The sequence below is a fragment of the Kitasatospora sp. NBC_01560 genome, from assembly GCF_045208415.1.
GTDB lineage: Bacteria > Actinomycetota > Actinomycetes > Streptomycetales > Streptomycetaceae > Kitasatospora.
The window spans coordinates 2,193,960-2,211,699 of the sequence record NZ_CP109364.1 but is presented as its reverse complement, the minus strand read 5'-3'; the positions used below and the strand labels follow the sequence as shown (position 1 = coordinate 2,211,699).

The window sequence follows — 17,740 nt, the reverse complement described above, 5'->3', positions numbered from 1 at the left end:
GTGCCGGGCGGCCGTCGCCGGTGCCGAGCCCGCCCGTTCCGCGCGGCATGCGGACCCGGACCCGGACCCGGAGTCGGCCGCGGAGTCGGCCCGGACCCGGACCCGCGCGGGGCCCGGGCGGGGCGTGGCGTGACCCGGCGGGCCCGGCGGCGTAGAACGGACGGAGTGCCGGAGCCGCGCGCGGCCGGCGCCCGACCGGAGGAGAACAGGCGTGAAGACCGACCCCCGCCACGGCCCGCTGGTACCGCTGCTGTTGGCGCTCACCGTGGTCACCGGCCTGGTCGACGCGGTGAGCTACCTCGCCCTCGGCCACGTCTTCGTGGCCAACATGACCGGGAACGTGGTCTTCCTCGGCTTCGCCGTGGCGGGTGCGCCCGGCCTCTCCGCGCCGGCCTCGCTCACCGCGCTGGCCGCCTTCCTGCTCGGTGCGCTCGCCGGGGGCCGGCTGTGCGAAGTCCTGCCGGGCCACCGGGGGCGGCTGCTGGTGGTCTCGGTCGCCGCGCAGTCCGTCCTGGTGGCCGGGGGCATCCTGCTGGCGGCCCTGGCCGGCCACACCGCCGATCCGGTGCGCCACCCGCTGGTCGGCCTGCTCGCCTTCGCGATGGGGCTGCAGAACGCCGTCGTCCGCCACCTCAGGGTCCCGGACCTCACCACCACGGTGCTGACGATGACCATCACCGGCCTCGCCGCCGACCGGTCCGGGGCCCGCCGGCTCGCCTCGGCGGGCTGGATGTTCGTCGGTGCCCTGATCGGCGCCCTGCTCGTCCTGCACGCGGACGTTCCGGTCGCCCTGGCGGCCGCCCTGGCCCTGCTCGTCGGGGTGGCCGTGGTCACCCACCGCGCCTCCGCCCCGCGCCCGGAGGCGCCGGCCTGGACGGCCCCGGTCCCGGCTCCGCCGACCGCCACTCCGCCGACCGCCACTCCGCCGACCGCCGCTCCACCGGCCCCGGGCGGCGGCTCCTGACCCGCCGACGGGCCGGGACCGCCGGCCGCTCCGCCGCTCCAGGTGAAGGCGAGGTTCACGGGGGCCTTCTCTCAGTCGTCCGGCGGTCCGCCGGGGCTGCCGGCGGTGCGGCCGGTCCAGTGCGGTTCGTGCCGGGCCCAGTCCCGGGCCCAGGCGTGGCCGGCCCGTCGGTCGAGGGTGCGCAGGCGCAGCGCGAGGGCGCCGCCGGCCGCCGCGGTGAAGGTGACGACGCCGAACAGGCCGGCGCAGACCGCGTCGACGGCCAGGCCGGTCGGGTCGGCGGGCGGATCGACAGGGGTGCCGGCCCGGTCGACCCAGAGGGTGACGGTGGCGCGGGCGGGGGTGGTGCGGGGCACGTCGATCGTGCCGGTGTGCGGCTGCCCGTCGGGGCCGGTCCAGTCGGCCTCGGCGCCGACCGTGTTCCGGTAGCCGCCGGTGCGACGGGCAGCCGGGGTGGCGGTGGGCCGGTCGATGCTCCGGACGACGGCGGTGACGGGCCGTAGGCGCTCGCGGTCGGCCGCCGCGTCGCGGGCCGCGAGGTGATGGGTGATCAGCGCGGTGCCGGCGCCGGCGGCCGGCGCGAGCAGGACGCCCAGCATCGCCGCGACCCAGGCCCGGCTGCGGGAGCGGTCCAACGGCCGCTCCAGAGCTCCGGGGTGGGTGCGGAAGGCCCGCCGCAGGTGCCGGCCGGCCCGGCGCGGCAGCGGCGCGGGTCGGGCCGGGGGCGGGGTGCTGGACACGATGCGGGCTCCTCGGGGGTGCGCGGGCGGCCGGTGGGCGGCGTCCGGGCGGCGGCTGGGGCTGGGGCTGGGGGGGTGGTGGCTGGGGCTGCGGCACCCAATCTGCCTCCGCGCCCGCCTCCCGCACAAGAGCCGTGCGCGCCCGCACCATCGCCGCCGGCCGACCGGGACGTTCGGCCCTCGGCGGGGGAGGGGTGGACGGGGCAGGCTGGGGCGGTCGCGTCCTCCCCGTGCCGGGGCGTGGCCGGCCCGGCCCGCTGTGGGGGCTCGCCGGGCCGTGGTGCGGAGCGGGGGCGGCCCCGGTCGGCCCCCGCCCGCACCGCTCCGCCCTCCGCTGCCGCCTCGCCCGCACCCGCGCCTGACGTCACCGCACGTTCGTTGTGAGGCCCCGTCAGTACCCGTACGCTCGCCGCCGCGGGCTTGCTGTGAGACTTCGTCAGCAGCCTTTCCTCCGGGCGCCGTAGCCCCTCCGTCGCAGCCCCGCCGGTACGTCGTTCTCCCGGCGCGGCGCCGTATTCCCTCCAGCTATACACTCGGAGTATACGCCTGGTGTACCGTCCTTCTCATGAGTGTTCCTTTGACCCTTCTCGGGCTGCTGGAGCGAGAGCCGAGCCATGGCTATGACCTCAAGCGCGACTACGACGCCTTCTTCGGGCGGGGCAAGCCCCTGCCGTACGGTCAGGTCTACGCCACACTGGGCCGGTTGGCCCGGGACGGAAAGGTCGTGGCCGGTGAGGCGGAGCCCGGCGACGGACCCGAGCGCAAGCGCTACGTGATCACCGAGGCGGGGGTGACCGAGTTCGAGCACTGGCTCACCGACCCCGTCGCGCCCGAACCCAACCTCCAGACACTGCTGTTCACCAAGGTGGTGCTGGCCCTGATGCTCGGCCGCGACGCCGAGGTCTACCTGAACACCCAGCGCGCCGCCCACCTGAAGCGGATGCGCGAGCTGAACGAACTGCGCCGTGCCGGCGAACTGGTCGACTCCCTGCTCGCCGACCACGGGCTCTTCCACCTGGAGGCGGACCTGCGCTGGATCGACCTGACCGCGGCCCGGCTGGACGCGCTCGCCGCGGCGGTGCGCGGATGAGCGCCCTGATCGAGGCCCGCGACGTCGCCCTCGCTTTCGGCGAGACGCCCGCCCTGCGCGGGGCGAGCCTGTCCGTCGAGGCCGGCGAGGTGCTCGCCATCATGGGCCCGAGCGGCTCCGGCAAGTCCACCCTGCTGCACTGCCTGGCCGGCATCCTCCTCCCCGATGCGGGCGAGGTGCATTTCGACGGGCGGCGGATCGACACCCTGAACGAGGCCGGGCGCAGCGCCCTGCGCCGCGACCGCTTCGGCTTCGTCTTCCAGTTCGGCCAGCTCGTCCCCGAGTTGACCGCCGAGGAGAACGTCGCCCTGCCGCTGCTCCTGAGCGGCACCGGGCGGGCGGCCGCCCTGGCGGAGGCCCGGCCCTGGTTCGCCCGGCTCGGTCTGGACGGCTTGGAGCAGCGCCGGTCCGGCGAACTGTCGGGCGGTCAGGCGCAGCGCGTCGCGCTGGCCCGCGGCCTGGTGGCCCGCCCCCGGGTGCTGTTCGCCGACGAGCCGACCGGCGCACTGGACTCGCTCACCGGCGAGCAGGTGATGGACTTGATGGTCGGCGCCGCGCGCGCCCAGGGCACCACCGTCATCCTGGTCACCCACGAGCCGCGGGTCGCCTCCTACGCCGACCGCCAGGCGGTCGTCCGGGACGGCCGGGCCACCGAGCTGACGGCCGGTCCGGCGAGCCGCGCGGCCGAAACGATCGACTCGTGATCGCCTTCGCGCTCCGCCTCGCCGTCAGCGGCGGGAAGGAGGCCGTGGCCCGGCTGCTGATGATCGCGGCGGCCGTCGCCATCGGCGTCGGGCTGCTGCTCTCGGCGCTCTCCGGCATCAACGCCGTGGACCGTGCCAACGAGCGGCAGGTCTGGATGAACACGGGGGTCAAGAGCCGGACGGAGACGGCCCCGGTGGACCCCCTCTGGTGGAACGCCCACGGCGACTTCTACCAGGGCAAGGAGATCTTCGAGGCCGAGGTCGCGGCCACCGGCCCGACCTCGCCCGTCCCGCCCGGCCTGAGCAAGGTGCCGGCGCCCGGCGAGTACTACGCCTCGCCCGCCCTGGCCGAGTTGCTGCGCGAGGTGCCGGCCGTCGAGCTGGCCGACCGCTTCCCCGGCCGGCCGGCCGGGATCCTGGGTGACGAGGCCCTGCCGTCGCCCGACACGCTGTCGTTGGTCATCGGCCGCACCGTGGACGAGGTCAAGGCCGCGCCGGGGGCCGTGGCCGTGACGACCATCGCCACCGCCGTCCCGTCCGTCTGCGACAGCGACTGCTACGGCCAGGGCGTGCGCGGCGACGCGATGACGCTCATCCTCTCGGTGGTGGCCGGTGCGCTGATCTTCCCGGTGCTGATCTTCATCGGCACCGCCACCCGCCTGTCCGCCGCCACCCGGGAGCAGCGCTTCGCCGCGATGCGGCTGGTGGGTGCCACCCCGGGGCAGGTGTCGGTGATCTCGGCGGTCGAGTCCACGGTGGCGTCGGTGATCGGGACGGCCGTCGGCTTCGGCCTGTACTTCGCGCTGCGCCCGCTCCTGGCCACCGTGCCGTTCACCGGGGACCGCTTCTTCGCCGCCGACCTCGGGCTGGGCGCGCTCCAGGCGGCCGGGGTCGCGGTGGGCGTGCCGGTGGCGGCGGCGCTCGCCGCCCGGCTCGCGCTGCGCCGGGTCACCATCTCGCCGCTGGGCGTCACCCGGCGGGTCACCCCGCAGCCGCCGCGGGCGTGGCGGCTGGTTCCGCTGCTGGCCGGCCTCGCCGAGCTCGGCTACTTCGTCGACAACCGGCCGTCCGACACCAACGGACAGACGGCCGCCTACCTCACCGGCTTCCTGCTGGTGATGCTGGGGCTGGTGATCGCCGGCCCGTGGCTGACCATGGCCGCCGCCCGCGGGGTGGCCCGGCGCACCAGCCGCCCGGCCACGCTGATCGCGGTGCGCCGCCTGGCCGACGATCCGAAGGCGGGGTTCCGTTCCGTCGCCGGCCTGGTCCTGGCGTTGTTCGTGACCACCGCGACCGTCTGCATCATCGGCACGATCGACGAGAACCGCGGCGCGCTGAGCGGCGATCCGGGCACCCGGAAGGCCGTGGTGCACACCGCGGAGGACATCCTCGGCCCGCAGGCGATCCCCACCGTGCCCGACAGCCTGGTGGCGGCGGCCCGGGCGGTCCCCGGCTTCCGGGGGCTGGCGCTGGCGCACACCAATCCGGCCGGGATCGGTTGGGACCCGTCGGGCCATGACCCCCATCCGCCCCTCCTGGCGATCTGCTCGGAGCTGGCGCAGGTCGCGGTGGTCGGCCACTGCGCGCCGGGCGCGAGCGTCGCGGCCGTCCCGGCATGGCGGTTCGTCGACCTGGGGGAAGCCACCGACGAGGAGTACCCGGCCGCGGCGGTCCCGGTGGCGGAGGCGGCCGCGCTGCCGGTGAAGATGATCTACGCGACCACGGACGGGTCGGCGGCGGCCATGGAGCAGCTGCGGACGATGTTCACCAAGGCCTACCCGGCCTTCCGGTCCCGGATGGTCGAGGACTGGGGCACCCGCTCGCAGAAGCGGCTCGCCGGCTGGCGGCAGCTGGCCGATGTCGTCCTGCTGACCACCCTGCCGATCGCCGGGTGCAGCCTCGCGGTGAGCGTGGTGGCGGGTCTCGCCGACCGCCGGCGGCCGTTCGCGATGCTGCGCCTCACCGGGGCGCCGCTGCGCCTGCTGCAGCGGGTGGTCGGCCTGGAGAGCGCGCTGCCGCTGCTGCTGGTGTCGGCGATCTCGGTCGGGGCGGGCTTCGCGGCGTCGGCGATGTTCCTCCGGTCGCAGATGGCGTACGACCTGGTGCCGCCGAGTGCGCTGTACTTCGGGCTGATCGGGCTCGGCCTGGCGGCCTCGCTCGGGATCATCGCCTCGACGCTGCCGCTGCTGAGGCGGATCACCGGCCCCGAGGCGGCCCGGAACGGCTGAACCCGGCCGCGTCCGGGTCGCGTACCCCGTCCGGCTCAGCCGGCGACGGGGTACGCGTACGTCCCGGCCCGCGCGGCCGTCGGGCGGTCCGTCAGCCAGCTGCCGAGCACCAGCGCGGAGGGGTAGAACATCGGCTCCGGCAGCGCGTCGAGCGGGAACCGCTCCCAGCCGGCGCACGCGTGCGGCTCGGTGACGAGTGCCTCGGCCAGGCTCGGCGGGGCGAGCACGGCCGCGGTGAGCCGGGGCCGGCCCAGCTCGTGGTCGAGCAGGACGGCCAGCACCCGCATCTCCGCGGCCGGCAGCACGATGCCGGTCTCCTCGGCGAGTTCGCGCGCGGCCGCCTGCTCGAAGGACTCTCCCGGGTCGTCCACCTTGCCGCCGGGCAGGCTCCAGGTGGGCGGCTCGCCGGCGGTGGTCCGGCGGCCGATCAGCACCCGGCCGTCCCCGGTGGGCACGATCACGCCGGCGCCGAGCATCGGTGCGGTGGTCAACTCAAGCCCTCCCAGGGTGATTTACCAGGCGGAGCGGTCGAAGTCCTTCAGGAAGCAGCCGTAGAGGTCCTCGCCCTGCTCACCGCGGACGATCGGGTCGTAGACCCGGGCCGCGCCGTCGACCAGGTCGAGCGGGGCGTGGAAGCCCTCCTCGGCCAGCCGCATCTTGTCCGGGTGCGGGCGCTCGTCGGTGATCCAGCCGGTGTCGACGGCGGTCATCAGGATGCCGTCGGTCTCGAACATCTCCTGCGCGCTGGTGCGGGTGAGCATGTTCAGCGCGGCCTTGGCCATGTTGGTGTGCGGGTGGCCGGCGCCCTTGTAGCCGCGCTGGAAGACGCCCTCCATCGCGGAGACGTTGACGACGTACTTGCGGCGCGAGGCCGAGGCGGCCATCGCCGGGCGGAGCCGGCTGATCAGGATGAACGGCGCGGTGGAGTTGCAGAGCTGCACCTCCAGCAGCTCGACCGGGCCGACCTCGTTGACGGTCTGCACCCAGCTGTTGGTGGGCGCGAGGTCGGGCACCAGGCCGCCGGCGTCGATGGCCGTCCCGGCCTCGATCCGGGCGGGCGTCGCGGAGCCGGTGACGAGGGCCAGCGAGGTGACGTCCTCGGCGGAGATCCGCTCGCCGGGGCCGGTGGCCTGCGCGGGCAGGGCGGGCAGGTCGACGCTGCCGCTGCCGAACCGGCCGATGGTGGTCGACTGCGGCAGCATGCCGGCCGGCAGCGGTGCGGACTCGGCGTTGACCAGCTCGCGGTAGGACTCCGGCGGGCGGCGGACGGTCTGCGCGGCGTTGTTGATCAGGATGTCGAGCGGGCCGTCGGCGGCGACCTCGTCGGCCAGCGCCATCACCTGGGCCGGGTCGCGCAGGTCGATGCCGATGACCTTGAGGCGGTGCAGCCAGTCGGCGCTGTCCGGCATCGCGGTGAAGCGGCGGATCGCGTCGTTGGGGAAGCGCGTGGTGATGGTGGTGTGGGCGCCGTCGCGCAGCAGCATCAGCGCGATGTACATCCCGATCTTGGCCCGGCCGCCGGTGAGCAGCGCGCGCTTGCCCGTGAGGTCGGCGCGGGCGTCCCGGTGGGCGCGGTTCTTCACGGCGCAGTTCTGGCAGAGGTTGTGGTAGAACGCGTCCACCTCCACGTACCGCTGCTTGCAGGTGTAGCAGGAGCGCGGGCGCTCCAGGATGCCGGCGATCTCGGTGGTGGTGACGGTGGTGAGGCCGAAGGCGCCGGCCGTCTCGTCGTCGATCCGGCTCGGTGCGCCGGTCGCGGTGCGGGCGGTGACGGCGCGGTCGTTGGCGGTCTTCCGGGCCCGGGTCTCCTGGCGGCGACGCTGCTTGAGCGTGCGGAATATGCCGCCGACCGCCTGGCGGACGGTGATCGCGTCCGGGTGGTCCACGTGCAGCCGGTCCAGCTCGGCGATCACGTCGAGGCAGAGCTTCAGCCGCTCCGGGTCGAGCCCGGGGCCGAAGTCGATCTCCTCCTCGGTGGCCGGGATGGCCTCCGCGGTCCCGATGGCCCCGGTGCCGCTGTCCTGCTCGATGTCCACGCCCGCCGTCATGATGCCTGCTGCCGCTTTCCTGGATCGCCTCGCCTTACCGCGTGAATGCTACGGGAGCGGCCGGGGCCGGGGCGAAAAGCCGTCGACTTGGAGGATCCTCCATGTCTACGCGCGGTGCATTGATCATCGGTTTGTGCACAGTGCCAGCAATCGGCCCCGAACTGGCTTTTGGCACCACCGTGCCGGAGAATCGAACGTTGGGTGCCGGGCGCCCGAGTGCGCCGGCCGGCCTCGCTGTCACCGCACCCGAGGTGTACCTTCTCCCAGCCAGAGAGCCCTTTTTCATGCGCTTCCTGAACGACCTCATGCCTTCGTACGACCTGACGTACGACGACGTCTTCATGGTCCCCAGCCGCTCCGCCGTGGGCTCCCGGCAGGCTGTCGACCTCTCCTCGAACGACGGCACCGGCACCACCATCCCGCTCGTGGTCGCCAACATGACGGCCATCGCCGGCCGCCGGATGGCCGAGACCGTCGCCCGCCGCGGCGGCCTGGTCGCCATCCCGCAGGACATCCCCACCGAGGTGATCGCCGACGTCATCGGCTGGGTCAAGCAGCGCCACCTGGTCCACGACACCGCCATCACCCTCGCCCCCGGCGCCACCGTCGCCGAGGCACTGTCGCTGCTGCCCAAGCGGGCGCACGGCGCGCTGGTCGTGGTCGAGGACGGCAAGCCGGTCGGCGTGGTCACCGACTCCGACTGCCAGGGCGTCGACCGCTTCACCAGCCTCGCCGACGTGATGTCGCGCGACCTGCTGCTGCTGGACGAGAGCATCGACCCGCGCACCGCCTTCGACCGGCTCACCGAGGCGCACCGCAAGCTCGCCCCCGTGGTGGACGCGGACGGCCGCCTGGTCGGCCTGCTCACCCGCAAGAACGCGCTGCGCGCCACCCTCTACACCCCCGCCGTCGACGCGCAGGACCGGCTGCGGGTCGCCGCCACCGTCGGCATCAACGGCGACGTCGCGGGCAAGGCCAAGGCCCTGGTCGAGGCCGGCGCCGACGTGCTGGTGGTCGACACCGCGCACGGTCACCAGGAGTCGATGATCAGCGCGCTGCGCGCGGTGCGCGGGCTCGACCCGCAGATCCCGATCGTGGCCGGCAACGTCGTCTCCGCGGCCGGCGTCCGCGACCTGGTCGAGGCGGGTGCCGACATCCTCAAGGTCGGCGTCGGCCCCGGCGCCATGTGCACCACCCGGATGATGACCGGCGTCGGCCGCCCGCAGTTCTCCGCCGTCCTGGAGTGCGCCGCGGAGGCGCGCCGGCTCGGCAAGCACGTCTGGGCCGACGGCGGCGTCCGTCACCCGCGCGACGTCGCGATGGCGCTGGCCGCCGGCGCGTCCAACGTGATGATCGGCTCCTGGTTCGCCGGCACCTACGAGTCCCCGGGCGACCTCCAGACCACCGCCGACGGCCGCCAGTACAAGGAGAGCTTCGGCATGGCCTCGAAGCGCGCGGTGAGCAACCGCACCTCCCAGGACTCCTCCTACGACCGGGCCCGCAAGGCGCTCTTCGAGGAGGGCATCTCGCACTCCCGGATGTTCGTCGACCCCGCTCGCCCGGGCGTCGAGGACCTCATCGACTCGATCGTGGCCGGCGTGCGCAGCTCCTGCACCTACGCGGGCGCCTCCAGCCTGGAGGAGTTCCACGAGAAGGCCGTGGTCGGCATCCAGAGCGCGGCCGGCTACGCCGAGGGCAAGCCGCTGCACTCCAGCTGGGCCTGATCCGCTCCCGGTCCGTGGGCGTGGCCGCGGCCGGTTCTGCCGTGCCCGCCCGCCCGCCCGCTACGCCCGCCCGACGGCCGGCCGGTTCCTCGCTCCGGGGAACCGGCCGGCCGTCCGGCTCTGCGGCTCCGCGGGGCCGTGGAGGCCCGGCGGCGCGAGGCCCAGCGGCGTGAGCAGGGCCCGGCCGAGCAGGCCCACCGAGGCGTCCAACGCCGTGGCGAGCGCCGCCGCCGCGCACGGCACCGCGCGCAGCTCCCAGAGCGCGCCGACGCTCGACCAGGCCGCGTCCCGCGCCGCGTCGACCGACCAGGCGCCCACCATGTGCGTCAGCGGCTCGGCCCGCTCCAGGGCGTCCGGGCCGGGCATCAGCTGCTCCCGGACGCCGGTCTCCACGGCGGCGAGCAGCCCGTTGATCCGCCGGTAGTCGTCGGCGAGCCGCTCCGGCGCGCAGCCGAGCCGGCGGCAGGTGTCGAGGACGGCGAGCGGCAGGTCGTGCTGGATGTGCGCGGTCATCCCGGCCACGGCGAACTGCAACGGGTGCACCCCCGGGTGCGCGCGAAGCTCGAACAGCGGCCGCCAGCAGGCCGGCGGCCGCCGCCCCGCCGCGTCGGCGTCCACGGCCAGCAGGTACCGGCGGGCGAAGAGCACGTCCAGCTCGGCCATCGCGGCCGGGTCGGCGAAGTACGGCGGGCGCTGCGCCGGGCCGCCGTCGGCCGGGTTGCCGACGCCGGGTCCGGCGAAGCCCGGTTCGGCGGCGGCCGGTCCGGTGCCGGCGTCCGGTGGCGTGAGCCGTCGGCGCACGGCCTCCGTCACGGTGAGGTACATCCGGTTGAACACCGCGACGCCGTCGCCCGGCGGCAGCCGGCGGCCGATCCCGCGCAGCCGCCCGATCACCCGGTCGACCTCGTGTGCCGCGTCCCGTGCCATCCGTCACCCTCCGCGATCGATCGTGTGCCGATCGCATCATCGTGACAGTGCCCACCCGGGCCGCCCCCGACGCCGCGCGGACGCCCCGCCGGACGGCCCCGGCGCGGACGGCCCGCACGGCAGCGCGGACCGCCCGCCCGGCCGGGGCGGCGCCCTCCCGGGCAGCCCGGCCCGGATCAGGCCAGCTCGTAGTCCAGCGTGTAGGTGTGCTTCCCCGCCTCGTCCACGTGCAGCGCGAACGTGCCGGTGATCCCCGCCAGATCGCCCTCCCCGGTGCCCGCCACCAGCAGGATCGCCAGCCGCTCGCCCTGGCTGCCCGGTGCCGAGTGCTGGAGCACGAAGGAGCCCTTGCGCCCGTCCAGCTCACCGGTGAAGTGCTCCACCGCGACGTACGCCGCCGGGCCGCCGGTCCCGTCCACCACGGAGAGCATCCGCACCACGCTGCTGCCGGTCAGCCCGCCCGTGAACTGCTTGGTGATCCGCACCCGGCCGAGCGTCGCACCGGCCCGCTCGTCCGTCTCCTCCGGCTCGAAGCCGGTCACCTCGAACGCCCCGCTCGCCTTGTTCGCCATGGCACCGTTCCCCTCGAAATCTCGCCGGCGCGGACGGCTCCCCGCCGGCCGTAGGGGAGAGCCTCGCACACGGCGCCGCCCAGCCGTTGGTGCCACACCCGGACGGGTGAGTCCCGGCCGGTCCGCCCGGCCCGGCAGTCAGCGCTCCCAGCGCAGCGCCAGCAGGGCCGCGTCGTCGGCCGGCCCGGCCGGGCCCAGCCAGGCCCGGACCTCGGCCAGCAACTCGTCCAGCAGGTCCTCCGGGCTCCCGCCGGGGAGGGTGGCGAGGCGCTCGGGCAGCGGGAAGAACCGGCCGGCCGCGTTCCGGGCCTCGGAGACGCCGTCCGTGTAGAGCAGCAGCAGATCGCCCGGGCCCGGGGCGAAGCCGCCCGCCCGGTAGCGTCCGCCGATCAGCCCCAGCAGCCCCAGTGGCGGCGCGTGCTGCGGCGGCACCAGCTCGCTCACCCGGCCCGCGCGGCGCAGCAGCGGGTGCGGATGGCCGCAGTTGACGAACTCGGCCCGCCCCCCGGCCCGGTCCACCGCCAGCAGCACCGCCGTGACGAACCGCTCGTTCACCGGGCGGGCCGCCAGTGCCGCGTCCAGCCGCTCCGCCACCCGGGCCAGCTCCGCCTCGGTCCGCGCCGCGTCCCGGAACACCCCCAGGACGTCCGCCGCCGTCTCCACCGCCGGCAACCCGTGCCCCTGCACGTCCCCCAGCAGGATCCGGATCCCGTACGGCGTCTCCGCCACCTCGTACAGGTCCCCGCCGATCCGGGCCTCGGCCGCCGCCGCGACGTACCGCACCGCCACCCGCAGCGGCCCGAGCCGCTCCGGCGGCGGCCGCAGCAGCGCCCGCTGCGCCGCCTCGGCCACCGTCCGCACCTGGAACAGCTCGCGCTCCCGGGCCGCCACCAGCACGACGTTGCCCGCACTGGCCAGGGTGGCGGCGGCCACGGTGATCAGCGCGGTGAGGTGGACGGAGGTGGGCAGGCCGTGGTTGGTGATCTCCAGCAGCCCGACGACGGCCATCGCCACCGCCCCCGTCACCAGCGGCACCCGGGCCCGCCGGGTGGTCGCCCCGGCCAGTACCGGCGCCACCGCGAGGACGGGCGAGAGCGTCGTCCCCGGGCCCGTCACCAGGTCGGCGACCACGGCCGCGACCAGCAGCAGGTAGGCGCAGCCGAGCAGCAGCCTGGTCCGCCGCGGCAGATGCGGCGGCGGCACCACGTCCTGCGGTCCGTCGGCGGTCACGGGTACGCCTCCAGTCGGTCGGTCGGCGGAGGGCCTCACCGTCCACTGTCCACCGCCGCCCCGCCTCCCGGCACGTCGGACCGCCCGGGCCGGCCGCCCGGCCGTCGCGGACGAACTACGCTGGCGGCGAGATGAGACGCAAGAGCAAGGTGCCGCCCGCCCCGCTGCCGCAGCGCCGCGGCGTCGACCCGGTGCACCTGCGGCTGCCTGTCGAGGGCCCGTGGCCGACCTTGCGCGGCTACCTCGCGGAGCGGCTGCCCACCGTGGCCCCGGAGCGGATCGACGAACTGCTGGCCGGGCGCGAGATCGTCGGCGTGGGCGGCCCGGTCGGGCCGGACGAACCCTTCCGCCCGGGCGCGCACCTCTGGCTCTACCGCGAGCTGCCGGACGAAGTGCCCGTCCCGTTCGAGCTGCACGTGCTGCACCGGGACGAGCACCTCGTGGTGGTCGACAAGCCGCACTTCCTGGCCACCACCCCGCGCGGCCGGCACGTCGTGGAGACGGCGCTCTCCCGGCTGCGGCACTCGCTCGGTCTGCCCGCCCTCAGCCCCGCGCACCGGCTGGACCGCCTGACCGCGGGCCTCGCGATGTTCGTGGTCCGCCCCGAGGAGCGCGGCGCCTACCAGACGCTCTTCCGCGACCGGCTGGTCCGCAAGGAGTACCGCGCGGTCGCCCCGTACGACCCGGCGCTCGACCTGCCGCGCACCGTGCGCAGCCACATCGTCAAGGAGCGCGGCGTGATCGCCGCCCAGGAGCTGGACGCCCCGCCGAACAGCGAGAGCCGGATCGAGCTGCCGGCGCACCGCGACGGCCTCGGCCACTACCGGCTGCTCCCGTCCACCGGGCGCACCCACCAGCTGCGGCTGCACATGAGCGGCCTCGGCGTACCCATCCTCGGCGATCCGGTCTACCCGGTGCTGCTGCCCGACCCGGCGCCCGACGACTTCCGCCGTCCACTGCAACTGCTCGCCTCCGTCATCGAGTTCACCGACCCGCTGACCGGCGCCCCGCGCCGCTACGAGACCCGCCGCACGCTCACCGCCTGGGCGGACCAGCAGGCGTGGGCCCGGGGCCCGGCAGTCCCGGCCGCACCGCCGGCCACGCGCTGACCTCCGGGGGGCGCCACCGCCCGTACCGCCGCACGCGGACCGCACGTCCGGGCCGCACGTCCGGCCCGGCCCCGGCCGGACGTGCGGTCACGGCCGTCAGTACTGCAGCGACTTGTACTGCAGGAACTCCTCCAGGCCGTGCCGGCCCAGTTCGCGGCCGAGGCCGGAGTTCTTGTAACCGCCGAACGGGGCCAGCGGGTTGAAGCGGCCGCCGTTGAGGTCGACCTGGCCGGTGTCCAGCCGGCGGGCGAACGCGGCGGCGACGGCGGTGTCTGCTGCCCAGACACCGCCGGCCAGGCCGTAGTCGGTCGCGTTGGCGAGTTCGGCGGCGTGGTCCTCGTCGCGGTACGCGAGGACGGCGAGCACCGGGCCGAAGACCTCCTCCCGGGCCACCGTCATGTCGGCCGTGACGTCGGCGAGCACGGTCGGCTGCACGTAGAAGCCGGTGGGCAGGCCGTCGGGGGCGTCCGCGCCGCCGGCGACGAGCCGGGCGCCCTCGGCGAGCGCTCCGGCGATGTAGCCGCGGACCTGCTCCCGCTGGCGGGCGCTGACCAGCGGCCCGACCCGGGTCTGCGGGTCGGCGGGGTCACCCGGGAGGTACTTGGCCGAGGCCTTCACGGCGAGCGACACGGCCTCCTCGTACTGCTCCTCGTGCACCAGCAGCCTCGTCCAGGCGCTGCAGGTCTGACCGGAGTTGGCGAAGACGTTGGCCACGTTGACGTTGACCGCCCGGGCGAGGTCCGCGCCGCGCAGCACCACGTTGGCGGACTTGCCGCCCAGCTCCAGCGCGACCCGCTTGATGCCGCGGCCGGCCGTCTCGGCCACCGTCCGTCCGACGGCGGTGGAGCCGGTGAACGAGACCACGTCGACGCCCGGGTGGGCGGCGAGCGCCGCACCCGCGAGCGCGCCCGTCCCGGTGACCAGGTTGAACACCCCGGGCGGGAAGCCGGCTTCGTCGACCAGCCGGGCGAACAGCCGGGCCACCAGCGGGGTGTCCTCGGCCGGCTTGAGCACCACCGGACAGCCCGCGGCCAGGGCCGGGACGACCTTGGCGACGATCTGGTGCAGCGGGTAGTTCCACGGCGTGATCGCCGCGACCACCCCGGCCGGTTCGGCGAGCACCACCGAATTGCCGATCCGTTCCTCGAAGGAGTACTCGGCGAGCAGCGCCAGGTACGAGGTGGTGACGGCCAGCGGCAGGCCCGCGTGTACGGCGCTGGCGAAGCCGACCGGTGCGCCCAGCTCGGCGACCACGGTGGCGGCGATCTCCTCCTGCTGCGCGGCCAGGCCGTCCCGCAGCCGGGTGAGCAGGGCGAGCCGCTCCTCGCGGGAGGTGGCGGCCCAGCTGCGCGCGGCCCGGCGGGCGGCGGCCACGGCGGCGTCGACGTCGGCCGCGCCGCCGGCCGGGACGGTGGCGAGCACCTGCTCGGTCGCCGGGTTCAGCACCGGTATCGACCCGCCGTCCAGCGCGGGCCGCCACGCGCCGTCGACGTAGTGGTCACCGTGTTCCGCGTACGGGACGTCGTACTCCGCGTCCTGCTGCACCGTTGGTCCTCTCGTCCGGGTGGCTGACCGGCCGACAGGTCGCTGGACCGACGGGCCGATCGGCCGGTCTCGCCTGCCAAAAGGCCAGTCAAGGGCGCCCGGACCGCCCCGCGCAAGGGCCGGATCCGCAATGGGGCGTTTCTCCCGGCCGGCCGGTACCCGGTTCGTGGCGTGCCGTCCGAAGTGCCCGGTGCGTCCGGCGGCCCGGTGCGGCCCGCGGCGGTTCGTGCGACCGGGCCGGGTACGGCCGGAGCGGCGAGGATCATCCCCGTGGACGGTGACAGACCGGTACAAAGAGTGGCAGGACGGAGTCAGCCGTTCCACCCGGCCCCCACTGAAGTCTTTTCCCGGTCTTTGCCCGGCCGGTGTCGTCCGGCAGGCCGGTCGAACGCCACCCGATTCGTACGGTCCGGGCATCCCGCACCTTCACCCCACGTCACCGGCCGGCGCCGTACCGGAACCGCCTTTCCCATCTGTACGCCGGGCGAACGCCGAGCGGCGGTCCGCAAATGTCCTCTGCGCAAGACCTCCCCAACTCCGTTGGGTCAGAGGTAGATTGCAGCGCACTCGGCCACGTGGGCACCGGTTGCGGAGACCGGACCAGGTGCGTCTCGCCGTGCCGGGCCGCCGACTGCTCCGGATGATGGGGGGAGGCCTGCGCCTCCCGTCCCGTGCCCCCGTGGCCAGGAGAACGTCCCCGATGGTCGTCCGTAGCGTGTAAGGAGCAATCTCGTGACCGACGCCGCGCTGAGCACCGAGCAGCACCGGGCAGCCGAGCCCGCCGTGCTCGATGACGTCCCCGGCTGGTTCTGGGACCACGACCGCCATCTCTTCGAGTGGTTCCTCGCCCGCCAGGAGAAGGCGGCAGTCACCGGTGACCTGCTGGAGATGGGTGCCTACCTGGGGCGGAGCGCGATCGTGATCGGCAGCCACCTGCAGCCCGCCGAGACGTTCACCGTCTGCGACCTCTTCGACTCCGACGCCCCGGACGACGAGAACGCCGCCGAGATGAGCCAGTCCTACCGGAAGTCGCTGACCCGGTCCGCGTTCGAGTCCAACTACCTCTCGTTCCACATGTCGCTGCCGGAGATCGTCCAGGCGCCCACGTCCAGCCTGGCCGGCGGCCGGATCCCGGCCGGGGCCTTCCGTTTCATCCACATCGACGCCTCGCACCTGTACGAGCACGTGGTGGGCGACCTCCAGGTGGCCAGGGTGGCGCTCCAGTCGCAGGGTGTGGTGGTCCTGGACGACTACCGATCCGCGCACACCCCCGGCGTCGCCGCCGCCACCTGGGAGGCGGTCTTCAACCACGGGCTCAGGCCGATCGTGCTCACCGAGTGCAAGTTCTACGGCACCTGGGGCGATCCCGGGCCCGCCCAGCGCGACCTGCTGGACCGGGTCGGCCTGGCCGAGGGCTGCCACGTCAGCAGCGAGACCGTGAACGGGCAGCAACTGCTGCGGATCACCGGCAGCTCGGACGGCATCGCGTCGTTCCGGCGCTCCCGCCACCACGACCGGCTGGCCGCCGCGGCCTCCCGGCGCGAGGCCGAACGGACCGCCGAGGACGCCCGCCGCGAGGCGGACGCGGCCGCCGAGGACCTGGCCGGCCGCCGGGCCCGTGCCGCCGAACGCCGTCGGCCGGCCAACGTCGCCAAGCGCGTCGCGGGCGACCTCCTCCCGCCGGTCGTCACCTCCGCCATCCGCCGCGCCCGCCGGGGCTGACCGCTCCGCCTCCGAGAGCCGCGCGGCCCGACCGCCCGCGCGGCTCGCGGCGTGCCGGTGCCGGTGGCGGTGCCGGTGTCGGTGCCGGTGTCGGTGGCCGCGCCCGGCGCGTCGCGCTCAGTCGCCCGTCGGCAGCCCGGCCTCGACCCCCAGCACGCCCAGCGTGCGCCGCAGCGCCTCCCGTTCGGATGCGCCGAGGGAGGCGGTGAGCTCCTCGTCCAGCCGCCGGGCGAGCGCCGTGCAGTCGGCGAGCAACGCCCGCCCGGTGCCGGTCAGCGCGAGTACCTGACGGCGCCGGTCCGCCGGATCGCGGACGCGGTCCACAGCGCCGATCTGCTGCAGGTGGTCGGCCAGCGCGACCACCAGGCTGGGGGCGACCGCCATCGTCCGGGCCAGCTCCAGCTGCGACGGCGGCGCCCCCGAATCCAGCGCGACCATCAGTCCGACGTGCTTGGGCTTGAGCCCGAGCGCCGCCAGCGCCTCGGTGAACCGCGCCGTGACGACGCTGCCGAGCGTGCCGAGGCGGAAGACCACGGATGCCGTGAGCGGCGGGGGGTCGGCCGGCGGGCGGGGGTTGACATCGTTCACGAGAGGAACGCTAGCATGGCAAAACCATTCAGAGATCGAACGATTCGAGGCATGACTCAATGCTGCGCCGTTCCACCCTTGCCCCCGCCATGCCCGTCGCCACCTCCACCCCCGCTGCCGCCCCCGGCCGGGGCGTCCGTGCCCTGGTGATCGCCAACGCGGTCGGCGCCGCGGTCTCCATGGCCGCCGCCGTCGTCGGGCTGGTCTCCCCGGAGCTGGCCCTGCCCGGCTCCACCGGCCCGACCGGCCCCCTCGTCGACGTCTACGCCCAGGCGTACGCCGCCCGCGCCCTGCCGCTCGGCGCCGTCCTGCTGTACCACCTGCAGGCCGGCCGGAGCAGCCGCTCCCTGACCCCGCTCCTGCTGGTCGCGGGCATGGCCCAGGTGGCCGACGCGGCCATCGGTCTCTCCTCGGCCAACCCGGGCATGGCCGTCGGCGGCACCCTGCTCGCCGCCCTCCACCTCGGCCTCGCCGCCCACCTCACCCGCACCCGCCGCCCCCTGACCCCCCTCCCGCCCACCGGAGCGACCCCCGCCCACCCCTGAACCC

At 75.2% G+C, this 17,740-nt stretch carries 16 protein-coding genes; 8 read left to right on the top strand and 8 right to left on the bottom strand.

Annotated features, from left to right (window positions below; all coding sequences use genetic code 11):
• Positions 1-211 precede the first annotated feature (211 nt).
• Entirely contained in the window at positions 212-964 is a 753-nt protein-coding gene (locus OH807_RS09130) for a YoaK family protein (protein ID WP_406196152.1), read from the top strand.
• Positions 965-1,035: 71 nt separating this feature from the next.
• Here OH807_RS09130 and OH807_RS09125 read toward each other — a convergent pair whose 3' ends face one another.
• Complete coding sequence (locus OH807_RS09125; RefSeq protein ID WP_406196149.1) at positions 1,036-1,704, bottom strand: hypothetical protein; 669 nt, start codon at positions 1,702-1,704, stop codon at positions 1,036-1,038.
• Between the two features lie 565 nt (positions 1,705-2,269).
• On the opposite strand from OH807_RS09125, the gene OH807_RS09120 reads away from it, so the two are divergent.
• The 3 genes from OH807_RS09120 to OH807_RS09110 are packed head-to-tail and all read left to right on the top strand — an operon-like array spanning position 2,270 to position 5,726.
• On the top strand, positions 2,270-2,794 hold the full coding sequence (locus tag OH807_RS09120) for a PadR family transcriptional regulator (protein WP_406196147.1): 525 nt from the start codon (positions 2,270-2,272) through the stop codon (positions 2,792-2,794).
• The gene (locus tag OH807_RS09115) at positions 2,791-3,498 is read left to right on the top strand and encodes an ABC transporter ATP-binding protein (RefSeq protein WP_406196145.1); all 708 of its coding nucleotides are present in this window, start codon (positions 2,791-2,793) and stop codon (positions 3,496-3,498) included. Before OH807_RS09120 ends, OH807_RS09115 begins: the two co-directional genes overlap by 4 nt.
• Complete coding sequence (locus OH807_RS09110) at positions 3,495-5,726, top strand: FtsX-like permease family protein (RefSeq protein ID WP_406196142.1); 2,232 nt, start codon at positions 3,495-3,497, stop codon at positions 5,724-5,726. Before OH807_RS09115 ends, OH807_RS09110 begins: the two co-directional genes overlap by 4 nt.
• A 35-nt stretch (positions 5,727-5,761) precedes the next feature.
• Here OH807_RS09110 and OH807_RS09105 read toward each other — a convergent pair whose 3' ends face one another.
• A complete protein-coding gene (locus tag OH807_RS09105) occupies positions 5,762-6,217 on the bottom strand; it encodes an NUDIX hydrolase (protein WP_406196139.1) in 456 nt (151 codons plus the stop codon).
• 21 nt (positions 6,218-6,238) lie between these two features.
• Positions 6,239-7,774: an SDR family NAD(P)-dependent oxidoreductase gene (locus tag OH807_RS09100; RefSeq protein WP_406196136.1), complete on the bottom strand. Its 1,536-nt coding sequence runs from the start codon at positions 7,772-7,774 to the stop codon at positions 6,239-6,241.
• Between the two features lie 284 nt (positions 7,775-8,058).
• Between OH807_RS09100 and OH807_RS09095 the strand changes: the two genes are divergently transcribed.
• Complete coding sequence (locus OH807_RS09095) at positions 8,059-9,498, top strand: GuaB1 family IMP dehydrogenase-related protein (protein ID WP_406196133.1); 1,440 nt, start codon at positions 8,059-8,061, stop codon at positions 9,496-9,498.
• A 60-nt stretch (positions 9,499-9,558) separates the two neighbouring features.
• Here the strand turns inward: OH807_RS09095 and OH807_RS09090 are convergent, their stop codons facing one another.
• The 3 genes from OH807_RS09090 to OH807_RS09080 all read right to left on the bottom strand — a co-directional run bounded on the left by OH807_RS09090 (position 9,559) and on the right by OH807_RS09080 (position 12,227).
• The gene (locus OH807_RS09090; protein WP_406196130.1) at positions 9,559-10,425 is read right to left on the bottom strand and encodes a DUF5995 family protein; all 867 of its coding nucleotides are present in this window, start codon (positions 10,423-10,425) and stop codon (positions 9,559-9,561) included.
• 176 nt (positions 10,426-10,601) lie between these two features.
• Entirely contained in the window at positions 10,602-10,997 is a 396-nt protein-coding gene (locus OH807_RS09085) for a DUF3224 domain-containing protein (protein WP_406196127.1), read from the bottom strand.
• Positions 10,998-11,135: 138 nt separating this feature from the next.
• Positions 11,136-12,227 (bottom strand): PP2C family protein-serine/threonine phosphatase, encoded by a 1,092-nt coding sequence (locus OH807_RS09080; RefSeq protein ID WP_406196125.1) that lies wholly within the window; start codon positions 12,225-12,227, stop codon positions 11,136-11,138.
• 131 nt (positions 12,228-12,358) lie between these two features.
• Here OH807_RS09080 and OH807_RS09075 point away from each other — a divergent pair, with 131 nt between their 5' ends.
• The gene (locus tag OH807_RS09075) at positions 12,359-13,336 is read left to right on the top strand and encodes a pseudouridine synthase (RefSeq protein ID WP_406196122.1); all 978 of its coding nucleotides are present in this window, start codon (positions 12,359-12,361) and stop codon (positions 13,334-13,336) included.
• 96 nt (positions 13,337-13,432) lie between these two features.
• Here the strand turns inward: OH807_RS09075 and OH807_RS09070 are convergent, their stop codons facing one another.
• Entirely contained in the window at positions 13,433-14,881 is a 1,449-nt protein-coding gene (locus tag OH807_RS09070; protein WP_406196119.1) for an aldehyde dehydrogenase family protein, read from the bottom strand.
• Positions 14,882-15,613: 732 nt separating this feature from the next.
• Here OH807_RS09070 and OH807_RS09065 point away from each other — a divergent pair.
• Positions 15,614-16,603 (top strand): class I SAM-dependent methyltransferase, encoded by a 990-nt coding sequence (locus OH807_RS09065; protein WP_406196116.1) that lies wholly within the window; start codon positions 15,614-15,616, stop codon positions 16,601-16,603.
• A 117-nt stretch (positions 16,604-16,720) separates the two neighbouring features.
• On the opposite strand, the gene OH807_RS09060 is transcribed toward OH807_RS09065, so the two are convergent.
• Positions 16,721-17,191 (bottom strand): MarR family winged helix-turn-helix transcriptional regulator, encoded by a 471-nt coding sequence (locus tag OH807_RS09060; protein ID WP_406196114.1) that lies wholly within the window; start codon positions 17,189-17,191, stop codon positions 16,721-16,723.
• 89 nt (positions 17,192-17,280) lie between these two features.
• Here OH807_RS09060 and OH807_RS09055 point away from each other — a divergent pair, with 89 nt between their 5' ends.
• On the top strand, positions 17,281-17,736 hold the full coding sequence (locus OH807_RS09055; protein WP_406196111.1) for a hypothetical protein: 456 nt from the start codon (positions 17,281-17,283) through the stop codon (positions 17,734-17,736).
• The last annotated feature ends 4 nt before the right edge of the window (positions 17,737-17,740 follow it).

Excerpts from the sequence above, each read along its gene's own strand:
- OH807_RS09120 (WP_406196147.1), top strand. The coding sequence starts at position 2,270 with ATGAGTGTTCCTTTGACCCTTCTCGGGCTGCTGGAGCGAGAGCCGAGC.
- OH807_RS09100 (WP_406196136.1), bottom strand. The coding sequence starts at position 7,774 with ATGACGGCGGGCGTGGACATCGAGCAGGACAGCGGCACCGGGGCCATC.
- OH807_RS09055 (WP_406196111.1), top strand. The coding sequence starts at position 17,281 with ATGCCCGTCGCCACCTCCACCCCCGCTGCCGCCCCCGGCCGGGGCGTC.
- OH807_RS09115 (WP_406196145.1), top strand. The coding sequence starts at position 2,791 with ATGAGCGCCCTGATCGAGGCCCGCGACGTCGCCCTCGCTTTCGGCGAG.
- OH807_RS09075 (WP_406196122.1), top strand. The coding sequence starts at position 12,359 with ATGAGACGCAAGAGCAAGGTGCCGCCCGCCCCGCTGCCGCAGCGCCGC.
- OH807_RS09090 (WP_406196130.1), bottom strand. The coding sequence starts at position 10,425 with ATGGCACGGGACGCGGCACACGAGGTCGACCGGGTGATCGGGCGGCTG.
- OH807_RS09095 (WP_406196133.1), top strand. The coding sequence starts at position 8,059 with ATGCGCTTCCTGAACGACCTCATGCCTTCGTACGACCTGACGTACGAC.
- OH807_RS09085 (WP_406196127.1), bottom strand. The coding sequence starts at position 10,997 with ATGGCGAACAAGGCGAGCGGGGCGTTCGAGGTGACCGGCTTCGAGCCG.